The organism is Arthrobacter sp. AL12, assembly GCF_029960645.1.
Taxonomy (GTDB): Bacteria; Actinomycetota; Actinomycetes; order Actinomycetales; family Micrococcaceae; genus Arthrobacter.
In genome coordinates this window covers 16,607-41,465 of record NZ_JASBQY010000022.1, presented here as the reverse complement: position 1 = coordinate 41,465, position 24,859 = coordinate 16,607, and the positions used below count along the sequence as shown (strand labels likewise).

Annotated in this window: 26 protein-coding genes; 6 read left to right on the top strand and 20 right to left on the bottom strand. The window is 67.2% G+C overall.

The window, feature by feature from the left end; genetic code table 11:
• Positions 1 to 4: 4 nt before the first annotated feature.
• Positions 5 to 1,756: a LamG-like jellyroll fold domain-containing protein gene (locus tag QK291_RS17665; RefSeq protein ID WP_282384086.1), complete on the top strand. Its 1,752-nt coding sequence runs from the start codon at positions 5 to 7 to the stop codon at positions 1,754 to 1,756.
• Here the strand turns inward: QK291_RS17665 and QK291_RS17660 are convergent.
• From QK291_RS17660 to QK291_RS17630, 7 genes are all read right to left on the bottom strand, one after another.
• Positions 1,753 to 2,757, bottom strand: coding sequence for an o-succinylbenzoate synthase (locus QK291_RS17660; protein WP_282384085.1), 1,005 nt, complete (start codon positions 2,755 to 2,757; stop codon positions 1,753 to 1,755). The genes QK291_RS17665 and QK291_RS17660 overlap by 4 nt on opposite strands.
• Positions 2,758 to 2,805: 48 nt before the next feature.
• Positions 2,806 to 2,961, bottom strand: a complete 156-nt coding sequence (locus QK291_RS17655) for a hypothetical protein (protein WP_282384084.1) — start codon at positions 2,959 to 2,961, stop codon at positions 2,806 to 2,808.
• A 3-nt stretch (positions 2,962 to 2,964) separates the two neighbouring features.
• Positions 2,965 to 3,696, bottom strand: coding sequence for a class E sortase (locus QK291_RS17650; RefSeq protein ID WP_282384096.1), 732 nt, complete (start codon positions 3,694 to 3,696; stop codon positions 2,965 to 2,967).
• A gap of 86 nt (positions 3,697 to 3,782) precedes the next feature.
• Positions 3,783 to 4,292, bottom strand: a complete 510-nt coding sequence (locus QK291_RS17645) for a hypothetical protein (RefSeq protein WP_282384083.1) — start codon at positions 4,290 to 4,292, stop codon at positions 3,783 to 3,785.
• A gap of 204 nt (positions 4,293 to 4,496) precedes the next feature.
• The gene (locus QK291_RS17640) at positions 4,497 to 4,835 is read right to left on the bottom strand and encodes a hypothetical protein (RefSeq protein ID WP_282384082.1); all 339 of its coding nucleotides are present in this window, start codon (positions 4,833 to 4,835) and stop codon (positions 4,497 to 4,499) included.
• Positions 4,832 to 5,296, bottom strand: a complete 465-nt coding sequence (locus QK291_RS17635) for a type II toxin-antitoxin system Phd/YefM family antitoxin (RefSeq protein ID WP_282384081.1) — start codon at positions 5,294 to 5,296, stop codon at positions 4,832 to 4,834. The genes QK291_RS17640 and QK291_RS17635 overlap by 4 nt, the downstream gene beginning before the upstream one ends.
• A 181-nt stretch (positions 5,297 to 5,477) precedes the next feature.
• Positions 5,478 to 6,830 (bottom strand): glycoside hydrolase family 32 protein, encoded by a 1,353-nt coding sequence (locus QK291_RS17630; protein ID WP_282384080.1) that lies wholly within the window; start codon positions 6,828 to 6,830, stop codon positions 5,478 to 5,480.
• A 208-nt stretch (positions 6,831 to 7,038) separates the two neighbouring features.
• Here QK291_RS17630 and QK291_RS17625 point away from each other — a divergent pair, with 208 nt between their 5' ends.
• Positions 7,039 to 8,019 (top strand): phosphatase PAP2 family protein, encoded by a 981-nt coding sequence (locus QK291_RS17625; RefSeq protein WP_282384079.1) that lies wholly within the window; start codon positions 7,039 to 7,041, stop codon positions 8,017 to 8,019.
• Positions 8,020 to 8,030: 11 nt separating this feature from the next.
• Here the strand turns inward: QK291_RS17625 and QK291_RS17620 are convergent, their stop codons facing one another.
• Both QK291_RS17620 and QK291_RS17615 read right to left on the bottom strand, forming a co-directional pair.
• Entirely contained in the window at positions 8,031 to 8,774 is a 744-nt protein-coding gene (locus QK291_RS17620) for an SGNH/GDSL hydrolase family protein (protein ID WP_282384078.1), read from the bottom strand.
• A 222-nt stretch (positions 8,775 to 8,996) separates the two neighbouring features.
• Complete coding sequence (locus QK291_RS17615) at positions 8,997 to 9,419, bottom strand: DUF6855 family protein (protein ID WP_282384077.1); 423 nt, start codon at positions 9,417 to 9,419, stop codon at positions 8,997 to 8,999.
• A 272-nt stretch (positions 9,420 to 9,691) separates the two neighbouring features.
• On the opposite strand from QK291_RS17615, the gene QK291_RS17610 reads away from it, so the two are divergent.
• Positions 9,692 to 10,918, top strand: coding sequence for an aminotransferase class I/II-fold pyridoxal phosphate-dependent enzyme (locus QK291_RS17610; protein WP_282384076.1), 1,227 nt, complete (start codon positions 9,692 to 9,694; stop codon positions 10,916 to 10,918).
• On the opposite strand, the gene QK291_RS17605 is transcribed toward QK291_RS17610, so the two are convergent.
• From QK291_RS17605 to hisD, 6 genes are all read right to left on the bottom strand, one after another.
• Positions 10,915 to 11,265: a cytoplasmic protein gene (locus QK291_RS17605; protein WP_282384075.1), complete on the bottom strand. Its 351-nt coding sequence runs from the start codon at positions 11,263 to 11,265 to the stop codon at positions 10,915 to 10,917. The two genes, QK291_RS17610 and QK291_RS17605, sit on opposite strands and share 4 nt — an antisense overlap.
• A 253-nt stretch (positions 11,266 to 11,518) precedes the next feature.
• On the bottom strand, positions 11,519 to 12,733 hold the full coding sequence (locus QK291_RS17600) for an MFS transporter (RefSeq protein ID WP_282384073.1): 1,215 nt from the start codon (positions 12,731 to 12,733) through the stop codon (positions 11,519 to 11,521).
• A gap of 68 nt (positions 12,734 to 12,801) precedes the next feature.
• Positions 12,802 to 13,638, bottom strand: coding sequence for an amino acid ABC transporter ATP-binding protein (locus tag QK291_RS17595; RefSeq protein WP_282384072.1), 837 nt, complete (start codon positions 13,636 to 13,638; stop codon positions 12,802 to 12,804).
• Complete coding sequence (locus QK291_RS17590) at positions 13,631 to 14,284, bottom strand: amino acid ABC transporter permease (protein WP_282384071.1); 654 nt, start codon at positions 14,282 to 14,284, stop codon at positions 13,631 to 13,633. The genes QK291_RS17595 and QK291_RS17590 overlap by 8 nt, the downstream gene beginning before the upstream one ends.
• A gap of 81 nt (positions 14,285 to 14,365) precedes the next feature.
• Positions 14,366 to 15,178, bottom strand: coding sequence for an ABC transporter substrate-binding protein (locus QK291_RS17585; protein ID WP_282384070.1), 813 nt, complete (start codon positions 15,176 to 15,178; stop codon positions 14,366 to 14,368).
• Between the two features lie 26 nt (positions 15,179 to 15,204).
• Positions 15,205 to 16,524, bottom strand: a complete 1,320-nt coding sequence (gene hisD, locus QK291_RS17580) for a histidinol dehydrogenase (RefSeq protein ID WP_282384069.1) — start codon at positions 16,522 to 16,524, stop codon at positions 15,205 to 15,207.
• A 106-nt stretch (positions 16,525 to 16,630) separates the two neighbouring features.
• On the opposite strand from hisD, the gene QK291_RS17575 reads away from it, so the two are divergent.
• Positions 16,631 to 17,563 (top strand): LysR family transcriptional regulator, encoded by a 933-nt coding sequence (locus tag QK291_RS17575; RefSeq protein WP_282384068.1) that lies wholly within the window; start codon positions 16,631 to 16,633, stop codon positions 17,561 to 17,563.
• A 38-nt stretch (positions 17,564 to 17,601) separates the two neighbouring features.
• On the opposite strand, the gene QK291_RS17570 is transcribed toward QK291_RS17575, so the two are convergent.
• Positions 17,602 to 18,336, bottom strand: coding sequence for a GAF and ANTAR domain-containing protein (locus QK291_RS17570; protein ID WP_282384066.1), 735 nt, complete (start codon positions 18,334 to 18,336; stop codon positions 17,602 to 17,604).
• A 115-nt stretch (positions 18,337 to 18,451) separates the two neighbouring features.
• On the opposite strand from QK291_RS17570, the gene QK291_RS17565 reads away from it, so the two are divergent.
• Together QK291_RS17565 and QK291_RS17560 are read left to right on the top strand one after the other, a co-directional pair.
• Positions 18,452 to 18,751, top strand: a complete 300-nt coding sequence (locus QK291_RS17565; RefSeq protein WP_282384065.1) for a PqqD family protein — start codon at positions 18,452 to 18,454, stop codon at positions 18,749 to 18,751.
• Positions 18,751 to 19,647 (top strand): nucleotidyltransferase family protein, encoded by an 897-nt coding sequence (locus tag QK291_RS17560; protein ID WP_282384063.1) that lies wholly within the window; start codon positions 18,751 to 18,753, stop codon positions 19,645 to 19,647. The genes QK291_RS17565 and QK291_RS17560 overlap by 1 nt, the downstream gene beginning before the upstream one ends.
• 8 nt (positions 19,648 to 19,655) lie before the next feature.
• Here QK291_RS17560 and QK291_RS17555 read toward each other — a convergent pair whose 3' ends face one another.
• The 4 genes from QK291_RS17555 to QK291_RS17540 all read right to left on the bottom strand — a co-directional run bounded on the left by QK291_RS17555 (position 19,656) and on the right by QK291_RS17540 (position 24,857).
• On the bottom strand, positions 19,656 to 20,702 hold the full coding sequence (locus QK291_RS17555; protein WP_282384061.1) for a MinD/ParA family protein: 1,047 nt from the start codon (positions 20,700 to 20,702) through the stop codon (positions 19,656 to 19,658).
• A gap of 415 nt (positions 20,703 to 21,117) precedes the next feature.
• The gene (locus tag QK291_RS19085) at positions 21,118 to 22,020 is read right to left on the bottom strand and encodes a LysM peptidoglycan-binding domain-containing protein (protein ID WP_348994596.1); all 903 of its coding nucleotides are present in this window, start codon (positions 22,018 to 22,020) and stop codon (positions 21,118 to 21,120) included.
• Between the two features lie 685 nt (positions 22,021 to 22,705).
• Positions 22,706 to 23,521: an MBL fold metallo-hydrolase gene (locus QK291_RS17545; protein ID WP_282384059.1), complete on the bottom strand. Its 816-nt coding sequence runs from the start codon at positions 23,519 to 23,521 to the stop codon at positions 22,706 to 22,708.
• A gap of 439 nt (positions 23,522 to 23,960) precedes the next feature.
• A complete protein-coding gene (locus QK291_RS17540; RefSeq protein WP_282384095.1) occupies positions 23,961 to 24,857 on the bottom strand; it encodes an IS3 family transposase in 897 nt (298 codons plus the stop codon).
• Positions 24,858 to 24,859: the final 2 nt, after the last annotated feature.

Sequence of the window (24,859 nt, the reverse complement as noted above, 5' to 3'; positions counted from 1 at the left end):
TTTGATGCCTGAGTCGAGTCTGCCAACCGCGGCGTCGGGGCATCGCCCCGGACGCCCGGCCGGCGACCCGTCCGCGGGCGCGTCCGCGGGACTGCCCGACGACGGCGTCCCCTCCGTCACGACCACCCCGCCCCGAACCGCAACGGCAGGGGACGACGGCAGCCACGTCATCGCGGGCCTGGATCTGTTCCGGCTGACCGTGTCAGTGCTGGCCCGGGCCATCCTGTTCGCCGTCCTTGGCCTCCTGGTCTGGGCCGTTCTTCCCCTCGCCATGGGCTGGCAGACCACCACGGTGGTCACCAATTCCATGGTGCCCCGCATCTACGCCGGCGACATCATCGTTGCCCGTCCCATCCCCACCGGCACGGCAGCCCTTGGCCAGATTCTCCTGGTCGATGACCCGGACCATGCCGGCAGGCTGCGGCTGCACCGGTACGTCGAGGCCGCTTCCGACGGCGGCCTCATCCTGCGCGGCGACGCGAACTCGGACAATGATTCCTCGCCGGTGACGCCGGCGGCCGTTCACGGCGTTGCGGTCCTGCGGGTGCCTTTCGCGGGGCTTCCCGTGGTCTGGTTCATGGAGAAGAACTGGGGCAACCTGGCCGCGGTGTTAGTCGGAGCGTCAGCCCTGCTCGTGGCGGCCGCCTCCGCTCCAGGCGCCCCCACCTCCCCCGGCGGCTCCAGCACACCCGGTTCGGCACCGGGACAGCCTGGGACCCCGCATGAAAGCCGCACCCGTCGGCCCGGCGCCCGCAGCACAGGCCGCACTGGCGCCCCCCGCACCCGCCGAACGAGCCGCGCCCGCACCCGCACCCGTGCAACAGCCAGAGCGGCGGCCCGCAAGACCCGGACCGTGTCGGCACTGCTGGCTCTGGCCGCGATTCCGGTCCTGGCCTCACAAATGATCACCGCGACGGCACACGCGGGCTTCTCAGTTTCCGCGCCCACCGGGGCCAGCAGCTTTTCGGCGCTGGCCAGCTACCCCTGCCCGGTACTCACCACCCCGGCGGATTCCCCCACCTTCTTCTACCGCTTCAACGAGAGCTCCGGGCTGACGGCCGAGAACGCGTCCGGCGCCCAGAACGCGTCGCAGCGCTACGGCACCCTGAGCAGGGCGACCCTCCGGGAGCCGGGGTCCTGCCGAACGAACCCCAGCCCCGCGCTGAAACTGGGCGGTTCGCCCGCAGGGTACGTCAGCGCGAGCAACGGCCTCGGTGCCGGGGCGGTGTCCGCCCCGGACATCTTCACCGCGGAAATCTGGTTCAAGGCCCCTGCAGGGTCCACCGCCGGCGGACGACTGATCGGATTCGGAAACGCGCAGACCGGAGATTCCGTCGTCTCGGACCGCCACCTGTACATGACCAGCAACGGGACAATCGCGTTTGGCGCCGCCCCCAACCCCGGCAACAGCACCAACTTCAAGGCCACTGCCATCACCAGCGCCCCGGGCTACAACGACGGCATCTGGCACCAGGCCACAGCGACCATGTACCCCTATGGAACGTCCACGGCGGGCATGAGACTCTACGTCGACGGCGTCCTCGTCAGCGAGAACGCCGTCACAGCAGGGGCCGATATCAGCGGCTACTGGCGCGTCGGGTATGACGCCCTGGGCACCAACAGCTGGCCCGGCGTCTCCGGCAGCCCGGTCTTCGCCGGCACCGTCGACAACGCCGCCGTCTACCCCGCAGCGCTCACCGCTGGCCAGGTGGCAGCCCACTTCACCGCCACGAAGAGCGAGATCCGCGGGTCCTAGTTCCGCGGTTCCTGACCGGCGGCCAGCACCGCGTGGACCCGGCGCAGGCGCTCCAGCCACCACTCGCGGCGCTCCGGCGCGGCCGCGTGTTCGGCCAGCAGCCCCGGATCGGCGGCCACGTCGCGGACCCGGATGGCGCCGTCGTCGGGCACCAGGGAGTCCCGGGTGACGTCGGCGGCGAGCAGCGACACGGTCCCCAGCCCGCAGGCGTAGGGCAGGTCCGGGAGCGCGGCGGCGAGCGCCAGCCCGGCGCGGATCCCCACGGAGGTGTCCAGCGCGGAGCTGACGACGGCGGGGAGCCCGGCCTGCGCCACGATCTCCAGGGCGCGCCGCACTCCCCCGAGCGGTGCAACCTTCACCACGATCAGGTCCGCCGCGCCGGCGCGGGCCACCTTGAGCGGGTCGTCCTCCTTGCGCACGCTCTCGTCCGCGGCGATCAGCACCGGGACCCCGGCGGCGCGCAGCCGGCGGCGGACCTCGGCGAGGCCGGCGATGTCCGGCACGGGCTGTTCGGCGTATTCGAGCCCGACGCCGGCCAGCCGGGTCAGTGCCGCGACGGCGGTAGGGACGTCCCAGCCGCCGTTCGCGTCCACCCGGATCGCGGCGTCAGGGAGCGCCGCGCGGACCGCGGCGACCCGGGCGGCGTCGTCGTCGAGGGACTGCCCGGGCTCGGCGACCTTGATTTTGACGGCGTCGACCCGGCCGAAGCGGGCCAGGATCTCCGGGACCCGGTCCGCGGCGACGGCGGGGATGGTGGCGTTGACCGGAATCAGCTGACGGACCGGCGCCGGAAAGCCCTGCCAGCCGGCCTCGACCGCGGCGGCGAGCCAGCGGGAGGCTTCCCGGTCGCCGTACTCCGGGAAGGGGCAGAACTCGCCCCAGCCCCGCGGGCCGTCCAGCAGCAGTGCCTCGCGCTGGAGGATGCCGCGGAACTTCACCCGCATCGGCAGGCTCACCACGTGCGCGCCGGCGAGGAGTACCTCCAGCTCGGGGAGCTGCACGGACCCGGGCTGGGACGACGGCGGCAGGGGCGGGCTCGCAGGCACCGGTCAGCCGACCGTCGAGTCGGTCAGGTGGGTGAGGTCGGCCAGCCAGGGGAAGACGAACTCGGCCAGCAGGAACAGCGCCCCAGCCAGGAGGGCGGCCGAGAGCAGGATCCGCAGCCAGAGCGGCCCGGGGAGGTGCTGAAACAGCCAAAGGTACATGGTCTAGCCTTTCCCCTGCAGTGCGGCGAGCTGTTGGGCGATGGGCGCCGGGGGCCCGGCGCTGAGCGGCTGCCAGGATTCGAAGGCCGAGTAGGCGATGATGCGCTCCTCGGAGCCGAAGAGCGGATTGCAGCTGGTCAGGGTCAGGAGCCGCTGCTCCGGCACCGCCCCGGGCTGGGTCGGCACCGGCAAAGTCACGTCGGTCCGGTCCGGCAGGACGATCTCCTGGTTCCGGAAGACGTAGGTGTAGAAGCCGTCGGCGGTCTGGACGTAGATTTTGTCCCCGGGCACGAGGGTGTGGATGTTGTCCAGGACCGCGCCGTGGGTCTGGCGGTGGCCTGCCATGACGAAGTTCCCGACGGCGCCGGGCATCGCCGTGCCCGCGTAGCGGCCCAGGCCCAGGGTGTCGATGACGTCGCTGCTGGTGCCCTCGATGATCGGGCGGCTGTAGTCGGCGCCGAAGCGGGGAATGTAGATGACCCCGATGGCCGTTCCGTGGGCCGGCGCCTTGCCGACCGGCGTGGCCGCGGGGTCCGCCGGGTCCGCCGGGGCGGCGGGGGAATCAGCGGCAGACGGATCAGGGAGGGGCGCCTGGTGCTCCTGGACGAACTGCTTCACGGCAGCCCCCTGGGCGGCGTCCGCTTCAACGTTGGTCCACCACAGCTGCCAGGCGACGAACAGCACGGCAATCACGCCGAGGGTGATCAGCAGCTCGCCGATTACCTGGACAACCATCAGCGAGCGCCGCGGGCGCGTGCGGCGTTTTTCCTGCGCGACGGCGGCGCGGCGGTTCAGTACGTTCGACATGCCACTCCTGTTGATTACCGCTGGACGGTGCCAATGAAGCATCGCCCGTTCGGAAGAACCGGCAAGACTGACGTTGCCACAGTTCCGGACCGGAGCTGCGCCATCACACATTCGTTCCCGCCCAGGACCCCGACCTCGACGGCGTCCGCGGCCAGTCCGGTGGGGGTCCGGGCCGCGGACACTTCGACGGCGGCCGGGGCGAACCCCGCCGCGGCCAGGCTCTCGCGGACCTGCGCCGTGCTGGGCTGGGGCGAGGAAGCCACCAGTGCCTGCAGCGCTGCGCTTACGGACTGGGACACGGCGGAGGGAGCGGCACCAGACGGGGAGGCGGCGGCAGTTGGCTGTCCAGCCGGGGCCGTAGTGCTGCCAGCCGAGCCGGGTGGCCAGACCGAGCCGGGGGTGACCGTGGGTTCAGGGGCCGAACACGCCGCCATCCCGATCACGAAGGGGAGAACCAGGGCGACCAGCCCCACGTGCCGGCGGCCGCGGGTGCTGCGGACCGGGGCGGGGGCAGAGGAAGTCACCGGAACATCCTCGCATACCGGGGCTCTCGCCCCACCGCCGGTGACGTGCCGCTCCGGTCCCGCCCGGGCGCCGGAGGACTGGGCGCGCCCTCCCGCGGCCCGGCCAACGCGGGGCACATGCCCGGTTCGCAGGCCCAGGAGTGGGCATGTTGGAAGCATGTCCACTCCTGGATCCACGGGTGGGGCATGTCCGGCATTCTTTGGCTACTTCGTAGCGTTCGGGTGGTTCGTGTAAACATTGACCAGGCAGATGGACTGGCCGTCGACGTAGAACCAAATGCGGGCGCCGCCGGGGAGCTCCAGCTGCCAGCGGTCGAACGTGCCGCCCTTGTGGGTGACTCTCGCCAGCTCACCCTTGAGCCTGTGATTCTTCTCCGACTCGTCCAGTGGTGTCTTGGTGAGGAAGTCCCACGCGTCGACGACGGAGTTGAGCTTGGTGGCCAGCAGATCCTGCCAGCCTTTCTGGGCCTGGCTGGTGCCGAACTGGATTTCGAACTCAGCCTTTTTGAGGGGGCGCGGAACGCCTGACCGTTTCGGGCTCATGCAGTGCGCGGGTCGGCGACCACGGTGGGTTCAATCCAGTCCAGCTGGTCATCCGGGGTGTAGCCGGCACTGATGGCCTCCGCCGTGGACCGCCAAGCGTGGAGAGTAATCAAGGCCTTATCAAACCGCGACACTGAGGCACAGGCGCGGATGATAGCGACGATCTCCCGCGCGAAAGCTTCCTGGTCTGCGTCGCTCAGGAAGGCCATCCACGGGAAGGGCCCGCGGAGCCTCTCAGTGAAAGGAACCTGCGGGTCCCCCAGCGAGGCAGTCACAAGGTGCGCGGCCAGTTCCATGCCTTCATGTTCACGATCGAACTCGCTGGTCGTCAGCAGAGTGAGCGGCTCGCCGTCCCGGCGGGTAATCGTGACCGGGCCCTCTTCGGCTGCTCTGAACACGGCGGCCGAATTTCGGGACAACTCTGACGACTGCGCGGTACGGGAGATCGTTGCCTGAGACATAACCCCAGTGTTCAGAACAAGTTCTGAACTGTCAACACGCGGCTGCATGGTCTGTCCGGCCAAGGAAAGGTGGTCGGGCAATTGAGCCGCAGGACTGCTCTGTTTCCTCACAGGACAAACGTCGTCGCCCACAAGACGGCCGGTTTCCTCCTGGGAGCCTGAGCCAGGGTGGCAAGTTTACCTACAGGAACTTTCCCGCACGCGCCGGTTCCCGCAGCCCCCAGACATCCGCCGCGGCGCCGTGCGGCAGCTCGAGCTGCCAATCCTCGCCCGCGCCGGGATAGGCGCGCAGGGTCGTAGGCACCGAGCCGTGCCGGTAGACCTCCACGATCGAGGCGTCGATAAAGATCCGCAGCTCATCGCCGCCGGCCACGGTGTCGGCGAACACGGTCCGCCGCTGCCCCGCCGCGACGAGGACCAGCTTCAGCGTGCCCTCTCCCCCGGCCACCCGGACCTCCGACGCCGGCGGAACACCGAACGTGCCCGCGGCGCCATGGTGCAGCCGGACGCCGCGGTAGGCGTGCAGTTCGGGGGCGGGCGCGACGGCGAGAACGCCGCCGTGCACGGACAGCTGGCGCGGGAAGGTCAGTATCCCGGCCCAGCCGGCGTCGTCGATCTCGGCCTGGCTGCGCCCGGGACGGTCCTCGGAGTCCTCCGCCTCACCGGACCAGCCCCAGAGCAGCGCCCGGTCCGGCAGCGCGAGGAGCTGCGGGGCGTAGAACTCCCGCCCCAGGTCCGCTTTCCCGCCCGACGACGGCATGAACACCGGCAGCCCGCTGCCGTTCGCGGCCAGCGAGCCCAGCAGGTAGCCGACGCCGTTGGGGTGCTCGTGATCGTCCGTACCGAGCCAGAGCGAGGCCATCAGCACCCAGGTCTCCGCACCGGAAGAATCCGGGACCCGGACCAGCTGCGGGCACTCCCAGATCTCCGCGGGCAGGTGCAGGGCCGCGAGCGGGTCCTCCGAGCTGAACCAGATCCCCTCGTAACGCCAGTCGCGCAGGTCCTCCACGCTGTAGAGCAGCACGGCGGCGTGGCCGGACGCGAGCCCGGCGCCCTGCACTGCGAAGCGGCGGCCCTGGAAGGTGAACAGGAACGGGTCGCGGACGGCGGTGACGTGCGGATCCGGGGGGATCTCGGCCGCGACGTGACCCTCCTGGGTCCAAGCGCGCAGGGCTGCATCGGTCCGGGCCAGGACCACGCGGGAGTGCCCGCCCACGGTGTCGACGCCGGAATAGACAGCGGTGGGGACGCCGCCGTCGTCGGCCACCACACCGGACCAGCAGCCCAGCGCGTCCGGGCCGCCGGGCTGGGGCCGGAGCGCCACCGGTTCCTCGTCCCAGCGGACCAGGTCGGGGGAACTCAGGTGCCCCCAGCAGATGCCCTGGTGCCGGGCCGAGTCCGGGTTGTACTGGAAGAACACGTGGTAGCGGCCGTCCGCATAGCTCAGGCCGTTGGGATCGTTGATCCAGCCCTGCGCGGGGCGCGGGTGGAAGCGGGGGAAGGCTGGGTCCGGATGCTGCGCCGCGGTGTCCATGGCCAAACACTACTCGCGCGCCGGGCGCAGGGCAGCCCGCCGGGCAGATCAGGGCGAATGCGCTCCCCGCCGGGCAGATCAGGGCGGATGCGCTCCCAGCATCCGCCCTGATCTGCCCGGCGGCGGCCGGAGGCGGCCTGATCCGCCCTGATCTGCCCGGAGGTGGCCCTTCAGAAAGTTCGCAGGGTTCTGTGGGACCCTGAGATCGATGAATTTTCGGCAGGAACACCCCACGATGCAGCCGGCTCCGGAGTACCCGCAGCCGCCGTCCCCGCGCGCTGCGGGCACGCGCACCAGCGCCCCCGCGGAGCCCGAAGGACGCCCGGGCCGGGGCACCGGGTTCCTGTTCCTGCTCGCCACCCTGGTCAGCATGGCGGCGCTGGCCGGGACCTACTTCTTTTTCGTTCGCACCACCACGGGCCAGTTCATCGACGAATCGGCCCTCGTGGAGGCCGTCGAAATCCACGGCACCGCCGGCAAGGCCGCCAACAAGCTCCTCGACTCGCTGCCCGCGCTGTCCCTGCTCATCGCCAGCGTGGTTGTCCTGGTCGTCACCGTGCTGAAGCGGCGCTGGACCGCGGCCGGGATCGCCGTGGCGGCCTGCGTGGGCGCCAACATCGCCACCCAGATCCTCAAGGACATCGTCCCGGTCCGGCCCTACCGAGGGATCGAGACACTCGAGCTGAACTCACTGCCCTCCGGCCACACCACCCTGGCGGCCTCGGCCGCGGCGGCGGTGTTCCTGATGGTCTCCCCGCGCTGGCGTCCGCTCGCCGGTTTCCTGGGCGGCAGCTTCGCCGTCGCCACCGGCGTGTCAACGCTGATCAACCAGTGGCACCGGCCCGCCGACGTTGTTGCGGCCTTCCTCGTCGTGGCCGTGTTTATGCTCCCGGCGGGCTGGCTGATCATCCGCCGGGGCCCGCGCTGGAACGTCTGGGACGGCTACGGGAAGCACTGGGCGTCGTCCCGGCTGTGGCTGGCGCTGATGCTGCTGCCTGGGCTCGCCGCAGCCGCCGTGGCCGCCTATTCGCTGCTCAGCGTCGCCGCCGGCACGGGCCTGGCGGGCAGCACTACGCACTATTTCTGGGCCGGGACGGCGCTGATCGTGATCGCGGGTTACCTCGCGACGGTCGCCGGCGTGTGGCTGTTCGGGCATGCGGCCCGACGCCGGAACGCGCCCCGCCGCTGACGTCAGACGGCCTAGCTTATTCCGGCAGCTTTCAGCGCCGCGGCGGTGACGGCGGCAAGTTCAGCGTGACCGGCGTCATTGGGGTGCGCTGCGTCATCGGCAATGAGGTCCGGCCTGCCCTGGTAGGGCTGGCCGATGTCAATGGACTTGCAGCCCGCGGCCGTCGCAGCATCAGCCACGGCCTGGCCAAACACACCCGCACCGGACGGTCGTTCCCCATCAACCCAGATCGGATTGATAGCTATGATCTCCGCATCCGGGAGGCCCTTGCGCAACTCAGCGAAAACACTCTCCACGTTCGCCGCAACCAGGCGGGACAAACCCCGGTCATTGCTGCCGCCGGAAACGATCACCATGTCAGGCTTCGCCGCAATGATTTGGGGGACCATTTCCAGGTAGCTCTCGCAGTAGTCGAGCCCGCACGCGGCCCGCGCGTTGCGGCTTACAGAGGTGACGTACCCCGAACCGCCGCGGGCAAAGTTACTTTCCGTCCAGCCTCGGTCCCGGCTCAGCACGGACGTCCAGCGGTTCTCCGGCAACGTGGCCCCCGTCCCCGCCGAATACGAGTCACCAATGAAGGCGACGGTGGGTTTCGGGGCCGGAGGCTCAGTCACGGTCGGCGTCACGGCCGCTGTGGCGGCGGGGCGGGTATCTGCCGTCGGTCCACTCTGCGGGACGAGGGCTAACGCGACGACGCCGAAAGTGATGACAGCCAGCACCGCCAGCCCGACAAGTTGCCAGGCGTTGCTACTCATCCTGAAACGCTTCTCAGCCATTCGTCTCCCACCTACGCCTAAGTCAACCTGCTCATTCTATGGCGTTCGTAAGACGGACTAGGTGCCCTGCAGAGTCACCCGCCGGAGCGGCAGCCCTTTTGGATGGCGTGGGCTCGCGTAAACCATGGCTACCTTCGCCGCGGCGATCCCGCTGGGCGACACCCGCTGCGCCCTCCAGCGGCTGCCCGACGGCGGCCGCTGCTACTCGGCGGCGTCAGCGGTGCTGATCGCGCGGATGCTGTTGTTCCGCTTCTCGTGGGTGAGTTCGGCCAGGCCCAGCGCCTCCAGCAGCGGCGGCAGGTACATCCCGAACCGGCCCCGGTAGCCGCTGCGGAGCCCGTACCAGCCGTGGACCGGGTTCGAGGGGTCCCTCCCCCAGGCCTCCACGGTGCCCTCGGCGGCGGGCTTCTTCTCGTCGGCGGCGCCAAGAGGCACCCAGCCGCCCTGTTCCAGGAGCCACTGGTGCAGGTCCTCGACGGCGCGGAGGTGGTACTTCAGCGTGGTGGATCCGACCTGGCACACGAGCGCTGGCGGGTCGGCCTCCTCGTCGCGGTACACGCTGTACTCGGACGTCCCGGGAGGGGTCAGCAGGTTCCAGGGGTCTTCCTTCGTGCCTTGCGCCATGTCGGGCCTTCCTCGCGCTCTCGGTTCTGTCGTCTACAGCATAGTGAGGGAGCCGAAGGGATCCCACAGTCGAAAGTCAGAGGGCAAAGCGCCCCCGGACCTTCTCGGATTCAGCGGTCGCTACCTGAGGGCCGCGCACAAATCACGCCAACCCAAACCCCGTTTACATCCGGCCCGCCGGGGGCCAGAATTAGTCCCGCCCAGCCACTGGCCCAGCAGCGCGTTGGCCCATCCGTCCAGAACGCCACGCCGCCACGTCTCGAGGGACTGTCATGAGCACTGATTCTCCGGTTTCACGGAGCGCTTCATCGAACGTTTCACGGCGCGCCGCCACCCTCGCGTTCGTCCCGTCGCAGCAGCGGATCAACACCTTCCTCCGCGACTCCGTCTACGCCCGGCGCCAGCACGTGCCGGGGATCTGCGACCTCGCCCTGGGCAACCCGCACCAGATGCCCCAGGCCGCCTACGTCGAGGCCCTCGCGGACGCGCTGACGCCCCGGAACGAGCGCTGGTTCGCCTACAAGACCAACGAACCGGAGGCGCAGGCCGCGGCGGCGGCGTCCCTGCAGCGCCTGCTCGGGATGCCCTTCGAGCCGGCGGACATCCACCTCACCACGGGCGGCTTCACCGCGATTCCGCTGGCGCTGAAGGCCGTCGCCGACCCCGGCGACGAGGTCATCTTCACCCTCCCGCCGTGGTTCTTCTACGAGCCGCTGGTGCTCGAGGCCGGGCTGGTGCCGGTCAAGATCCGCTGCGACGCGGAGACGTTCGACGTCGACCTGGCGGCACTGGGGGCGGCCATCACCCCGCGGACCCGGGTGGTGATCGTCAACACGCCCAACAATCCGACCGGCCGGATCTACCCGCCCGCACTGCTGAAGGACCTGGCGGCCATGCTGGAGGGTGCCTCGCGCAGCAACGGGCGGCGGGTCTACCTGCTCTCCGACGAGCCGTACAACCGGATCGTGTACGACGGCGCCCGGTTCCACAGCCCCGCGGAATACTATCCGTACACGCTTCTGGCCTACTCGTACGGCAAGACCCATCTCGCGCCCGGGCAGCGGATCGGCTACCTGGCGCTGCCGCCCACCATGCCGGACCGCGGCCCGCTGCGGGAGGCGATCAGCGCCCTGCAGATGGCGCTGGGCTGGATCTACCCCAACGCCCTGCTGCAGTATGCGCTGCCGCGGCTGGAGCAGTTCTCGATCGACGTCGGGCAGCTGCAGCGCAAACGCGACCTGATGGTGGAGGCGCTGACCGGCATGGGGTACCAGGTGACACGGCCGGAGGGGGCGTTCTACCTGTTCGTCCGCACCCCGGCCGACGACGACGAGCAGTTCACCGCCGCCCTCGCGGACCAGGACGTGTTTGTGCTGCCGGGCACCCTGTTCGAGACGCCGGGCTATTTCCGGATCTCCCTCACCGCTTCCGAGGACATGCTCCAGCGGGCGCTGCCGGTCTTCGCCGCGGCAATCGAACGCTCGGGCGGCGTGTTCTAGGGTTCGTCGGGCCCCAAATGAACAACGGGTTCGCGGGACGAACCGGGAGCGTCTTCCTTAAGCTCAACAAAAAACGTGTGGGTGTCCGTCTCTCCGATATTCTCTCCGGAATGGTCCTGCTCCGGCATCCACCGGGCCACGCCTGTCGGCAACTCCACCTCAACGGTCTTCCCGTTTGAGGAAAGCCGGCGCCGGAAGGCGCTGGCTGTGATCATCACACTGTCGGGATGATGGTGCTCCGTCGTCATGTGACCGGGGCTGTCCGTGTACTCGAGCACACGCACCCGATCGTTCTCAAATACCACCCGGTAATGCTCCGGATTCGTCTCAACAGGGTCCTTTGCCATGGCCGGAATCTACGCCGCCACGCTGCACAGCGCCAGAGAGCAGTTTTCTGTCCTGCCGGGATCTGCCTGAGCGGCCACCCAACGTTTCGACTGCGGGGATTTCGATTGCGGGGATTTCGACGGCGGCAGTTCCGCCAGCGGCACCTGCGACGGCACGCCCTTCCAGTACGCGCTCACTCCGGGCCTGATCGGGGGCGTGGACCGGGACGCGGCGTGCGTCGTGAGGCGGATCGGACGGCGGGTACCGGACCCCTCAGTAGTTGCGCCGGTGCTTCAGCCGCGGGATGGTGATGGCGAAGACGAGGGCGGCGGCGAAGCCGAGCACGCCGGTGGCGGCCACGCCCGCCCCGAGGGAGGCCACGGCGGTCACGGCGGAGAGCAGCACCGGGCCGCCGGTGGCCCCGGCGTCGGCCATGAACCGCCAGATGCCCAGGAACTGGCCCCGGCCGTTGTCGGGCGAGAAGTCGGCGCCCAGGGTCATGTTCAGGCCCGAGCTGATGCCGTTGCCGAAGCCGATCAGCAGCGCCGCGAGCAGCAGCCCCACGAAGCCGGTGCTGAGCGGGATCAGCAGCATGGCCGTGCCCATGATCAGGGTCGAGGGGATGGCCACCCACTGCCGGCCCTTGCGGTCCATCAGCTTGCCGGCCGGGTAGAACACCAGCATGTCGATGGCCCCGGAGAGCCCGTAGATCAGCGAGGCCTGCGTCGCATCCATCCCGAGGTGCTCGGCCCAGAGCGGGATCACCACCTGCCGGGACGCGCGCAGCGCACTGAGCAACAGCACCCCCATCCCCACGGACAGGAACACCCCGGCGTGGGAGACGGCGACGCTGCGCAGCGTCGCCTGCGGGACCGGGACGCCGTCGTCCGGGGCGGGCTTGGCCACGAGGTCAGGGATGGTCACCGACAGGGCTGCGGCGGCCGCCATGGCGACGACGCCCACCCAGTAGGCGCCGGTGATGCCGGCGAACTGCATCACGGCGGCGCCGATGAAGGGTCCGATGAAGATGCCGATCCGGTTGACGCCGCCGAGCGTGGACAGGGCCCGGGCCCGGAGGATCACCGGCACCGCCTCGGTCAGGTACTTCTGCCGGGCCAGGCTAAAGACGCTCGCGGCCATGCCGACCACGAGCATCGCGGCGGCGAGCAGCCAGAGCCCGTTGGGCAGCAGGGGGGCCAGGGCTGCGGCGGCGAGGGCGACGGCGCTGGCGGCCGCGGCGCCCACGATCGCCCAGCGTTCGCCGAACTTCAGGGTGATGAGCGAGGCGGGCAGGTTGAAGAACCAGGAGCCCAGGCCGATCAGCGTGACCACCAGCGCGGCGACGGCCACCGAGGCGCCGAGGCCGCGGGCGGACAATGCCACCACGGGCAGGATGGCGCCCTCGCCGATGCTGAACAGCAGCGCCGGCCCGAACGCGGGGACGGCGATGCTGCGGAGGCTGAACGGCGCGGTCTGTGTGGTGCTCATCCCCTTCATCCTAGGGCGGGTGGGGCGCCCGGGCGCTCAGGCCTCTAAGCGCCCGCCAATCAGGACATCTACGCCGGCAGGATACCCGAGCGGCTCAGCAGCGCCCGCGTCTTCGGATGCTGCGGTGCAGTGAAAATCCGGCTGGGCGGCCCCTCTTCCACAATCACCCCCTGGTCCATGACGACGATGCGGTCTGCGATGTCCCGGGCGAACTGCATCTCGTGGGTCACGATCACCATGGTGGTTCCCTGCTGGGCAATTTTCTTGATGACCGCGAGGACCTCGCCCACAAGCTCCGGATCCAATGCCGACGTCGGCTCATCGAAGAGCATGACACTGGGGTTCATGGCCAGCGCCCTGGCGATGGCCACCCGCTGTTTCTGGCCTCCGGAGAGCTTGCTGGGGTAATTGTCGATTTTGTCCCCCAGCCCCACCATTTCGAGGTTGGGCAAGGCGACATCCCTGGCTTCGGCCGCGGACAGCTTCTTGACGTCGCGCAGCGGCGCCATAACGTTCCCCAGCGCCGTCTTGTTCAGGAACAGATTGAAGTGCTGGAAGACGAAGCCAATATCGGTCCGTTTCTGGGCAGTGACGGACGCTTTCTCAGCGATCAGTTCCCCGTCGCGTTCCTCGTAGCCGATCAGGTGGCCGTTGACGTAGATGCGCCCGGCATCGATGGTCTCCAGCTTGTTGATGCAGCGCAGCAGGGTGCTTTTGCCGGACCCACTGGAGCCCAGGATGGCAATGGTTTCGCCGCGGTGGACCACCAGGTCCACGCCTTTGAGCACTTCCACCCTCTTCTGCACGTGCGGCTTGCCGGTAAGCCTCTGCCCCAGGGTCGGCTTCGTGTCGGAGACGAAGGTTTTGTGTACGTCGCGGACGTCAATAATGGTCTCGTCAGCCACTGGCCCGTGCCTTTCGTTCAAGCACAACCACAACGCGCGAGAGTGGGAGGCTGATGATCAGATAGAGAATAGCCGCTGCGGTATAGATCGCGGTGGTCTGGAATGTCTGGCTGTTGAGGATGTTGGCAGTCTTCAGGATCTCGGTCACGGCAATCACGGAAGTCAGTGCCGTGTCCTTGATCATGGCGATGAAGTAGTTGCCGATCGGCCCCATGGAAACCACGAAGGACTGGGGAATAACCACCTTCCACAGGGTCTTGCTGGGCGTGTAGCCCAGGGACAACGCGGCTTCGGTCTGGCCGTGCTCCACGGAGAGGATTGCGGAGCGGAAGACCTCGGACAGGTAGGCGGCGTAGTTCAGGCCCAGGCCCAGGATGCCGGCCGGGACAGGTTCGATGCTGATACCGATGCTGGGGAGCACGAAGAAGATGTAGACCAGCTGCACCAGCAGCGGAGTGCCGCGGATGACCTCCAGATATAACGTGGCGATGCCCCGGAGGATTTTGATCGAGGAGATGCGCGCCAGCGCAACCAGCAGCCCCAACACGAGGGCAATTGCCATGGCGCCGAGCGCCAGTTGGACGACGACGGGTACGGCCTGCAGGAGCGCCGGGAACACGGCCAGGGTGTTTTGGATAAAGTCCACTGAGAATCCCTAAGTGAGGGTCGGGCGGGGCCGGCAGGCAGTGCGGTCGCGCGGCCTGCCGGCCCCGCAGGAATCTGGAACCTATTCAGCCATGTTGGCTTCGCCGAGCCCGTACTTCTTCAGGATCTCGAGGTACTTGGGTGTCTTCTTCAGGTCCGCCAGCCCGGAGTTCAGGTCCTGCAGCAGCTGCGTATCGTCCTTGCGCACGCCGGCTCCAATGATGCCCGGGTAGAAAGGCTCGTAGGGTGAGACGAGCTTCAGCTTGGGGTTCGGCTTTTGGACCAGGCTGTAGCCGATCACGGCGCTGTCGGTGAAGACCGCATCAACCTGCTTGTTTTCCACGGCCGCGAGCAGGGCGGCCTGGGAGTCGAACAGCTTGACCTCGCTGCCGCCAAGGCTGTCGACGAGATCCTTGAACACCGTGCCGGTCTGCGCGCCGAGAACCTTGCCTTTTACGTCGTCGCGCGATGCCAGCGTTGAATCCGCCGGAACCACCATCGCTTCGCCTTCGGTGTACCAGGGGTCGGTGAAGTTGATCTGCTTCTTCCGGTCATCGGTGATGTACATGGCATCCACGATCGCGTCCGCCTTCTTGGCGTTGAGCGCCGCGATCAGGGTCGCGAACTCGGAGGTGAAGACCTTGACCTTCCAGCCCTTCGCCTCGGCGATGGCGTTAATCATCTCCCCGTCGATGCCCTTGAGCTCGCCGGTGGCCTGGTCGGTAAAGGAGAAGGGGGCATCGTTGGAAGTTGCGATGGTGATCGTCTTTTGCTCTCCGCCACCGGTGCCGGTGCCGCCGCCCCCTGAGCCACAGGCTGTCATGGCGAGGGCCACGGCAACGCCCATGGGCACCAATGCAGCGAAACGCTTGCGGAGGATTCTTGTTTTCAACATGAGGTGCCTTTTCTAGGGATGGATTTCTATCGGTTGAAGCGGTCGAGCCGCAGGGTGGCGGTGGCCTTATGGGCGGCCATTCCTTCGGTCTCGGAGATCGTGGAGACGTAATTCGCCAGACGCGGAGTTGCACTCTTTTCGACGCGCTGGAAGGTGAGCGGTTTGAGGAACCGGGAGACGGAGAGCCCCGCCGATGAGCGGGCGCCCCCTCCGGTGGGCAGCACATGGTTCGTGCCGGAGGAGCCCTTGTCGGAGTAGGCCACCGTTGACCACGGTCCCAGGAAGATGGAGCCGTAGTTCTGCAAATTCTCGTGGAAGTAGGAGTCGTCCGAAGTCTGGATTTCCAAATGTTCCGGGGCCAGCAAGTCCATGATCCGTACCGCCGTTTCGCGGTCCTCCGCAACGTAGACGGTGCCGTAGTCCCGCCAGGCCGGGCCGGCGATGTCCCGGGTGGCCAGCGTCCGCAGCTGCTTGTTGATGTGCCGGATGACCTCTTCCCCCAGCTCGCGGGAGGTGGTTACCAGGGACGCCGGCGACTGCGGGCCGTGCTCGGCCTGGCCGAGGAGATCAGCGGCCACGAGTTCGGCGTCGGCGGATTCGTCGGCGATCACGGCGACCTCGGACGGGCCAGCCAGAAGGTCTATGCCGGCACGTCCAAAGAGTTGCCGTTTGGCCTCTGTGACGTAGGCGTTTCCTGCCCCGACCAGGATGTCGGCCGGCTGCTCCCCCAGCAGCCCGAAGGCCATGGCGGCCATCGCCTGCACCCCGCCGAGGGCGAACGCCCTGTCAACGCCGGACAGGTACGCGGCGTACAGCACGGCGGGGTTGCCACCGCCCGAACCGGTTGGCGGAGTGCAGGCCAGGACGTTGCGGACGCCCGCGGTCTTGGCGACCCCCACCGTCATGAAAGCGCTGGCAAGAATCGGAAAACGGCCGGATGGAAGATAAGCTCCGACGCGTGCCACGGGAACATACTTTTGTCCCGTAAAGACGCCCGGGATGAGTTCAACTTCGAAATCAGTGAGGTGTTCGCGCTGCTCGACGGCGAACAGCCTGGTCCGCTCGGCACTGGCCATCAATGCCTCCCGCAGTTCCGGGGAGAGGGTTTCGCCGGTCTTTGCCAGTTCCTTCTGGCTGATCTCCAGGCTCCCGCCCTGCCAGCCGTCCAGCTCCTGGGCGTACTTGACGACGGCGTCCATTCCGTTGGTCTCGATCTCACCGAGCATTGCGGACACCGCCGCCACAACTGCGGGAAGGCGCTGGGCCGGGACTTCCTCAATGGCGGGGCTTTTCAGGGTGAGGACTTTTCCCGGGATGTGAGCCATGTCACGTTCGGTGAGGTGCATGGACCAATGGTTACTGGTCGCCGACTCATCGCACAACGGGACCTAAGCAAGTGTGAGATATAGGGTTACCCTGTGCATAGGGGGCCTCTGATCTCTAGGAGAAACGATGACGCTCGCACAACTCCGCGCCTTCCTGGCGGCCTACGAGCTCGGTTCATTCACGGCCGCGGCACGAAAGTTGGAAACGAGCCAGGCCTCCGTCTCTGAACTCATCAGCCGGCTCGAACACGAACTGAAGCACAGCCTTTTCACCCGCGGCGGGCGGCGGCTCATTCCCACCACGGCGGCTGTTGAGCTGCACGTGCATGCACTGCAGTCCGTTAACTCGTTCAACAACGGCGTGGAAGCGTTGAAGTCCATGTCGTCGCTGGAAGGCGGCGTCTGCACCTTCGGCGTTCTGCGCTACGGAGCCCACTACGACCTTGCCGACCTGGTGCAGCGCTTCCACCGCCGGTATCCCCAGGTCAAGGTGCGCCTGGTGGGATTGAACTCCGTGACCGTGGCCGAGTCAGTGGCGTCCGGTGAAATTGAGGCCGGACTGATTGTGCTGCCGGTGGCGGAAGCTGGTCTTCAGGTCAGGCCGCTTTTTCGGGACGAGGTCTTTTTCGTGTCCGCTACCCGGGATCCTTCGCGGGGCCCCATGACAATCGAGGAACTTGCCGGGTCAAAGCTTGTGCTCTACGACGCGTTCGCTGGCTGGCATGACCCCACCCGCCGGCAGATTTTGGAGCGTGCCCGCCTCAAGGGGCTGAAAATCGAAGCGGCCATCGAGGTGGAACATGTCGATACCGCCCTGGGGTTGGTAGCCACCGGGGCGGCTGGTGCGTTCGTGCCGCAGGCGATCGTGAGCGGGCCGGGCTTTCCGAGAAATATCCACGCCGTCCCCTTTGCGGAACCTCTGTACGACACAATCGCGCTGATTCAGCGCGAGGGCTCCTACCTGTCACCCGCGACACGGAAGATGGCCCAAATGGCCGCTCGTACCCTGCTGTCTAAAGTGGCCCCGGGACAAGCCATCGGGCGCACAACTCTGCACTAGACCCCGTCAGCGGGAGGCGTTAGACGCCGACCGGGCACTCAGGCCTCGAAGTGCGTGCGGACTTCCCCGCCGGTGAGGTTCCGGAGCACGTCGGCGGCGACGTCGCGGAGCTTCTGGTTCCGGTTGCTGGAGACCTTGGTGAGGATGCCCATGGCTTCCTCCTGGGAGCAACGGTTCTGCGCCATGATGACGCCGCAGGCCAGGTCGATCGAGGTGCGGTGCTCCATGGCGGCCTGAAGGTCCTCGGCCCGGGACTGCGCCGTGCCGATCCGGACAGCCAGGCGGAGGGAACGTTCCGCGAGGTCGGCAAATCCGGAGGCTTCGGCAATGATTTCCTCGGTGAACATATCGGTCTCGGCGCCGAAGAAGTTCAGGGCGGCGGTCGCATCCGGGCCGATTGCCAGCGGCACACCCAGGGTGCTGCGGACGCTCTGGGCCGCGAGCTGCTGCTGGTAGGCCGGCCAGCGCGGATCGGTGTGAACGTCGGCCAGCAGGACCACGGAGCGTGTCCGCAGGGCCTCGATACACGGGCCCTCGCCGAGGCTTTGCTCGATTCGGTCCAGGATGACGGCCCGGGGACTGCTACCCGCCACGGTCATGGTCTTCCGCCGGCGCTGCAGCGTCACGCCGCATTCGATCTCGGCCCCGGCGGCGGAGCTGAGCGTGGCCGCCGAGAATTCCGCGAGCTGGCCGAGGAAGTCCTCGACGTTTTCAGTTCCCATCAGGAGGTCCTGCAGTTGCAGGGCGGCTTCATCCCCGGCGTTGTTGGTCATGCCTAAATCTAAGTCGGTCCCCGCCGCGAAACAACTTGCCTGCCGCGCGGTAGCATGAAGTTTTCCGGGCCCCGCGTGATGCTGTGCGGCGTCTCTAGTTGTCGGGGGAGGTCTCATGACGGAAAAGGTGTGGCGCGTCAGTGCCAACGTTGCCTGTGTCCGCAGTTCCGACGGCGGCCGCGTCGCCGTGCTGCACCTCGAGCAGGATGTGCCGGTCCTCCTCGTGGGAACGGCTGCGTCCGTCTGGAACGCTTTGGATGGGATCAGGACCGAGACGGAGCTCATCGAAAAGCTTGCCCGTGACTACGGCACTGATGCCGGGGTGATCCACGGGGATGTGATGGGGTTGATCCATGATTTGAGCAGCAGCGGAATGATCGCGCTGGCTTCCCGTGACAGCGAAGCTGCAAGTTAATGGACGTCGCAGAGACTTTGCACCAGAATGAAGCCGTCCTCCTGGCCACCGCCCTCGTAGACTTCGTAGCAGCATCAGCCGGACTCCCGGTGCTGTTCATCAAAGGCCCCGGCGCCACCCTGATGGGGCTGCGCGAAAACCATGTCTCGGCGGACGTAGATGTCCTGATCCGTCCGGAACAGCTCGAAAGAATGCTAAATCTCCTGCACGGAAGAGGCTGGCAGGAAAGACCAACCGGCTTTGCAATTGTTAGCCAGTACTTACACTCCCGCACTCTTTACCATCCACAATGGAACTGCGACATCGACGTGCACAGCAGGTTCCCCGGGATGGAGGCCCCACCCGACATTGCCTTCGACACTCTCTGGCGCGACCGGCAATACTTAGTCATGGCGGCAAGGAACATTGCCGTACCTTCCGTCCCCGCAGCTGTAATTTTCCAGGCACTGCACAGCCTTCGGGCCATGGACGATCCCCGTCATCAGCGCGAGTACACAGGGCTGCTTCAGCGGGTGGATACCACCCTACACCGGGACATCGTGGAGCTCAGCGTGGAGCTGAAAGCGACATCCGCATTGCAGCCCCTCTTGGAAGAATTGGGCGCAGACGGTCTGCCAACCAGGGATGAGGAAGTTAGCGCCGAGTGGCGTTACCGGACGTCCGCGCATGTTCCCGGAACTGCCTTACTGATCGCACTGATGGAAAGTCCCTGGCGATCCAAGCCGCGGGTCTTCGCTCGAGGGATATTTCCTTCACGGCAGTATTTGCGGCAGCGCGACCCGGATATTGACGACTCTGTCGCGGGGCTGCTTGGAGCCCACGTTTCGCGCTGGCACCGCGGACTTGCTGGTCTTCCAGGAGCAGCCCGGAAGATCAGGGATTCACGCCGGGGCTAGCGATCCGTTTAGGCGTAGCCGTCCACGATTGCAGCGGCTATTTCCTTGTAGGCACGACGGGTCTCCGGGCGGAGCACGTCCAGGGTGACCAGGTCGCCGTCCGCCACACCCCGGTCGTGCGGCACAGCAATGAGCTGGCGGCAGATGCCGGAGAGGTGGTCCTCAATTGCGTCCTTGTCCACCCGCGAGGAGACCTCGTCCTTGTCCGTGATGACCACGATCGCGTTGCGGGCGAGCTCCTCGTAACCGTGGCTGGCCAGCCAGTGCAGGGTACTCCGGGCCCGCTTGGCGCCGCTGACGGCGTATCCCGCAGCGATGATGAGGTTGTCCGCGGACTGCAGGATGCCGCTCATGGCGTTGTGCGTGACCCCGGTCCCGCAGTCGGTCAGGGCCACCGAGTAATAGCCGGAGATGAGCTTGCGGATCCGCAGGTATTCCTCGGCAGTCAGCGAGTCCGAGACCTCGGGGTCCTGTTCGCCGGCGATCAGGTGCAGCCGGCCGGCGTGGTGCATGTACCGGGCCAGGGCGGTGAGCGAATCGATGGAGTCGACGTTCCTGAGCAGGTCCGTGATGGTGCGGGGGCTCTGCTGCTGATAGATGCCCTCGCCGAGGGCGCGCTCCACGAGGTCGCCGGAGTCCGGGTTCGCATCGATCGCACAGGGCGGGTCGCCGCGGTACTCCGCCAGGGTCAGGCCGACGCCCACCGTCGTGGAGGTCTTGCCGATGCCGCCCTTGAGGCTCAGCACGGCGGTGTTGTAGCTGCCCTGCAGCTGGCGGGAGATCCGCCGGGCCAGTTCGTCCTCTTCGCGCTGCCGGGCGCTCGGACCCAGGTTCAGCCCGCCGCCGGTCATGTTGTAGAGGGCGCCGCGGAAACCGCCGACGGGGCGGGGCTTCTGCTCGCGGACAAAGAGCCCGGGCGAGCTGATGAAATCCGGGGCGGGGGCGGCGAGGGCTGCTGCGCGGCTGCCGGACCGGCTGGACCGGACCGGCATTGGCGGCACGGACGGTGCGGTGTCGGGCGCGGCGGGCACCGCCGCCCTCGAGGGAGAAAGCACGCCCGAGTTGTCGGTAGATGCATCCAGTGGAACCGACGTGATGGGAGAACTGTCCTGCGGAGCACGGCTAGGCGCTGCAGGTGCGTCGGCCGCGGCTGCTGCCTCGGCCCAGGAGCCGCTGCGTACTGTCCGCGCCGGCGGGCTGTCGACATCGTCGGGCGTGATGGTAGGCATGGTTCCTGTCCGGGGGTCGGAGTCATCGCCGCGGCGGCGGTCACGCCGGCGCCGGAGTTCGGGCTGTTCTGCCTCCGCGGCAGCATTGGCTGTGTTGTTGTCCACCGGATCGGGCATGTTGGTCCCCCCTGGGACTCACAGCGCATACCGCTGCGGTGCTCGTTTGAATTAGTTCAACCGCAATTCTAGGCGCAGACGCATGGGCACGCGGACAAGCAAGCCTCCGCACTTATCGATCCGGCTAGTTCAGCGCTATCAGCAGCATCCGGTTCGTGCCGGGAATGCAGGTCTGCAGGATCGCCCGGGGGAAGCCCCCAAAGACGGCAGAGACGGCGTCGGTTGTAGCCCCCTGGGCAACCTGACCGCGGCCGGTTGCGGTGTAAGTGCCGTAGCCGGCGATGACCACGGTTTCGCCGACGCCGACCCCCGAGAATCGCGCCCATCCTCCGCAGAAGTCGTGTTCGGTGATGAACAGCGAATAGGCATCCGTGGGCGTGAAGTGGATGGGGCCGATGCACCGGTCCACCATGGCCTGGCCGCCCGCGCCCGCCACGAAGATGGTGCGCACAACGGGAGCGACAGGCGCTGTCAGCGCCGGGGCTGCTGGAGTCGGCGCAGGGGCAACCCCGGGAACGGGGGGACCTGACAGCTTCAGTGTTTGGCCCGGGTAGATAAGGGTGTAGACGCCCAGCCCGTTGGCTGCCAGCATGTCGTAGACGTTGATGCCGAAGCGTGACGCGATGGCACCGACCGTGTCTCCGGCAACGACGAGGTACTGGTTGGAATCTGCATCGGCTCCGGGCGCCTCCGGTGGAGCTGCCGGCGGAGGCTCAGAAGCTACACCGACGCCCGTCTCCAGGGGAGCCGCCGGTGGAGGCTCAGAAGCTACAACTTGAACAGCCGGGGGCTCGGACGGTGGCTCCTGCGCCGCCGGCGACGACGTCCCCGGCGACGACGTCCCCGGCGACGACGTCCCCGGTGGCGCAGTGCTCGGGCTGGTTGCCGGAGAAACGCCTGCAGGCGGTTGAAGCGCAAGGGAGGCCGCCAGAACGCAGGCGAGCAGCAAAGGCCCCGCGGTGATCAGTGATTTGAAGGCGTGTGTCGTCCTGCGGTTGCCCGGGAGACCGTACTTGTTCGGAACCATCTGCATCAGCCCGCTTCATGACCAGCGCCCACCGGGCCTGGACTTGAGCCGAGCTCAAGACTTCAAGGTGACTGCAAACACGTCAAGGTGCGGTGGCAGCCGCCCGAACCCGGCATGAGATCCCGGGCAGTTCCGGACTTAGCCTGAGCGTATGAAGCGGAAACGCTTTTCACACGCGTACCCGCTACCCGGGTTTCTTGGTCGGGCCACGTGGGTGCTCAGCGGGCTACGCGGTTGATGTGCCGGGCTTGGCGGCACTGCTGCTAGCGGGGTGTCAGGGCCAGAACGACGACGACGACCGTCACGAGAGCGAGGAGCAGAAGCCCTATGTAGGCCCACGATTTGGGCCGTTTGCGGTGGGGGTTGATGTCGATGTATGGCACGACTTAGGAATCCTGTCGTTCAAGGACGGACAGTTGCCGTCTGCGTTTGAGGCGAAGGATCAGGTACGAAATGGTGGCGAGAAGCGCAAGGCTTCCCGTCAGAATGCACAGGGCTAAGACATAACCGGGCAGAGTCACAGGTGAGACCTCCTGGGAACAGCGTCATCATTGACGCGCCTTGGGATCCCCATCCTCCGGGCGAGCTGAGCGCTAGCGGGATTGGACCCTAGGTTGCGGATCCACCACGAGGTTACTTACGGGTTACCTAAGTTGTCCACCGACGCGCCCAAGCTCTCCGCGACTCAGTGGTGCGCGCGGGTCTCCTGCAGACGCTTGATGAACCAGCGGGACTGCTCCGGCCCATAGGGCAGGATCGGGATGGCTTTGGTGGCGTCGTCCGGGGTCTCCCGTGTCGCCTGGGTTGCCTGCCGCACCGCCGTGGTCATCGTGTTGGCCATGGTCTTGACGAACTGGTCGCTGCAGGGCTCGCCGTGCCCGGGAATCAAGAATTCATACCGGTGGCGGAGGGCCGAGACATGCCGGAGGACGTCCGCCCATTCTTCGGGGTACGAATCCTCGAAGGACGGGTGTGCGCCCTGCTCCACCAGGTCCCCGGCGAAGAGGGTGGTGGCCGTGCCCACCAATAGATCGCCGTCGGTGTGTCCGAGCCCGAGGTAGAAGAGCGTGACGGACTGGCCGCCGAGATCCATCAGGACGGGCTGGTCCTTCACGATGGCGTTCGGGACCACCAATTCCACATTGTCGCCCTCGCCTGCACCCATTTCCGGTTCATCGGTGACGACGGCGCGGCGTTGACTGTCGCCATTCTCTTCGATTTCGGCGGCGGAGTTCTCGTGCGCCCAGAACTCGGTGACGCCCGCGGCGGCGAACACCGCGTTGCCGAAGCAGTGGTCGTAGTGGGCATGGGTGTTGACCACGACGAGGGGCAACTGCGTCTTTTCTCGCACGGCGTCGAGGATCTCGCGTCCCTGCCTCGGCCCGCCGCCCGTGTCGATCACCAGGGCGCGTTCGGAGCCGACGACCAGGCCGGTGTTGAGCAGGGAACCTTGGGTGGTCAGGACGTAGTTGTCCGGGCCAACTTCGAGCCATCGTGACATGAAATATCTCCCGTATTCCGGTGTTGTTCCGGTGTTGTTGGTGCGATGTTCTGCCCTCGATTGTACTCACCGGAGCTGGCCGGATGCTGGAAGCTGGCCCCGCGGGGGAGGTCTTCCTCCCGCGCGTTGCTCGCCGCATTCTGGTCTTCTCCAGTACACCGTCCTACGTGTCTGGAACGTGTGGGCCGTAGCGCAGCAAGCCACCGGTGGCTCACATCCCACACCTGATATGTAGGCGTTCCTTGTCAAGAGGGCAGGGGTGAGCGGTCCAGGGCTGGCTTGTCTTGGACCGCTCTTTTGTGTCCGTTCCCTGCTTGGTCCGGTGGGCTGGCGCGTCGTGATCGACGGAGTGCGCTGTCAGACTGATATGCGCGGGTTGGTTACCGCAGGACGAGTGCGCACGTCAAGTTTCTGAGACAGTTTCATCGTTGTATTTCGGTTACGCGGCCAGGGATTCCTGATCGCGGATCTGGTGGGCGGTGAGGGCTGCCGCCGGGGTTCGGTGGCCCGCTCGGGCGTTGGGCCGTTTGCGGTTGTACCAGGACTCGATATAGTCCATGACCGAGGTGCGGGCGGCGAGCCGGCTGGTGAAGCTGTGGTGGTGGTAGAACTCGGTCTTCAGATGTGAGAAGAAATTCTCGGCGACGGCGTTATCCCAGCACACGCCGACCTTGCCCATGGATTGGGTGACGTTGTTCCCGGCGCACCAGCCCTGGAATTCGGCAGAGGTGTACTGGGTGCCGCGGTCCGAATGGAAGACCGCCCCGTCCGCGTGGAGGTAGCCGTGGTCGCGGGCCATGGCCAGCGCGCCGGTGCAGAGCTCGGTGCGCATGTGCCGGTCCATGTTCCATCCGATCACCATGCCGGTGCACAGGTCGATCACGGTGGCCAGATACAGCCAGCCCTCGCCGGTCTTGAGGTAGGTGATGTCCCCGCACAGCCGGGTGCCTGGCACCTCGGAGGAGAAGTCGCGCTTGCCGTTCTCGTCGAGCATGTGGTTCTCGATATGGGCGGTCTTCGCCTGCGGATCCTGTTCGGTGGTCTTCTTCCACGCCCGGGTCCGTACGGCGCGCAGGCCCTGCTCGCGCATGATGGCCCCGACGGTGGGTTGGGAAACGCTGATCCCGTCCTCGTTGAGCATCCGGGTCAACTGGTCCATGCCGGCCTTGCCGGCGGCGGCCTTAAACATCCCGGCCACAGCTTCCACCAACGCCTGGTGCCGCACGGCCCTCGGGGACGGGCCCGTCGGGGTGCGCCATCGGTAGAACGAGGCCCTGGAGACCCTCATGATCCGGCATAGCCAGGCGACGGGATGGTTCGCCTTCTCCGCTTCGATGA

Excerpts from the sequence above, each read along its gene's own strand:
- QK291_RS17665 (WP_282384086.1), top strand. The coding sequence starts at position 5 with ATGCCTGAGTCGAGTCTGCCAACCGCGGCGTCGGGGCATCGCCCCGGA.
- QK291_RS17655 (WP_282384084.1), bottom strand. The coding sequence starts at position 2,961 with ATGTACCTTTGGCTGTTTCAGCACCTCCCCGGGCCGCTCTGGCTGCGG.
- QK291_RS17650 (WP_282384096.1), bottom strand. The coding sequence starts at position 3,696 with ATGGTTGTCCAGGTAATCGGCGAGCTGCTGATCACCCTCGGCGTGATT.
- QK291_RS17640 (WP_282384082.1), bottom strand. The coding sequence starts at position 4,835 with ATGAGCCCGAAACGGTCAGGCGTTCCGCGCCCCCTCAAAAAGGCTGAG.
- QK291_RS17635 (WP_282384081.1), bottom strand. The coding sequence starts at position 5,296 with ATGTCTCAGGCAACGATCTCCCGTACCGCGCAGTCGTCAGAGTTGTCC.
- QK291_RS17630 (WP_282384080.1), bottom strand. The coding sequence starts at position 6,830 with ATGGACACCGCGGCGCAGCATCCGGACCCAGCCTTCCCCCGCTTCCAC.
- QK291_RS17625 (WP_282384079.1), top strand. The coding sequence starts at position 7,039 with ATGAATTTTCGGCAGGAACACCCCACGATGCAGCCGGCTCCGGAGTAC.
- QK291_RS17620 (WP_282384078.1), bottom strand. The coding sequence starts at position 8,774 with ATGAGTAGCAACGCCTGGCAACTTGTCGGGCTGGCGGTGCTGGCTGTC.
- QK291_RS17615 (WP_282384077.1), bottom strand. The coding sequence starts at position 9,419 with ATGGCGCAAGGCACGAAGGAAGACCCCTGGAACCTGCTGACCCCTCCC.
- QK291_RS17610 (WP_282384076.1), top strand. The coding sequence starts at position 9,692 with ATGAGCACTGATTCTCCGGTTTCACGGAGCGCTTCATCGAACGTTTCA.
- QK291_RS17605 (WP_282384075.1), bottom strand. The coding sequence starts at position 11,265 with ATGGCAAAGGACCCTGTTGAGACGAATCCGGAGCATTACCGGGTGGTA.
- QK291_RS17600 (WP_282384073.1), bottom strand. The coding sequence starts at position 12,733 with ATGAGCACCACACAGACCGCGCCGTTCAGCCTCCGCAGCATCGCCGTC.
- QK291_RS17585 (WP_282384070.1), bottom strand. The coding sequence starts at position 15,178 with ATGTTGAAAACAAGAATCCTCCGCAAGCGTTTCGCTGCATTGGTGCCC.
- hisD (WP_282384069.1), bottom strand. The coding sequence starts at position 16,524 with ATGCACCTCACCGAACGTGACATGGCTCACATCCCGGGAAAAGTCCTC.
- QK291_RS17575 (WP_282384068.1), top strand. The coding sequence starts at position 16,631 with ATGACGCTCGCACAACTCCGCGCCTTCCTGGCGGCCTACGAGCTCGGT.
- QK291_RS17570 (WP_282384066.1), bottom strand. The coding sequence starts at position 18,336 with ATGACCAACAACGCCGGGGATGAAGCCGCCCTGCAACTGCAGGACCTC.
- QK291_RS17565 (WP_282384065.1), top strand. The coding sequence starts at position 18,452 with ATGACGGAAAAGGTGTGGCGCGTCAGTGCCAACGTTGCCTGTGTCCGC.
- QK291_RS17560 (WP_282384063.1), top strand. The coding sequence starts at position 18,751 with ATGGACGTCGCAGAGACTTTGCACCAGAATGAAGCCGTCCTCCTGGCC.
- QK291_RS19085 (WP_348994596.1), bottom strand. The coding sequence starts at position 22,020 with ATGGTTCCGAACAAGTACGGTCTCCCGGGCAACCGCAGGACGACACAC.
- QK291_RS17545 (WP_282384059.1), bottom strand. The coding sequence starts at position 23,521 with ATGTCACGATGGCTCGAAGTTGGCCCGGACAACTACGTCCTGACCACC.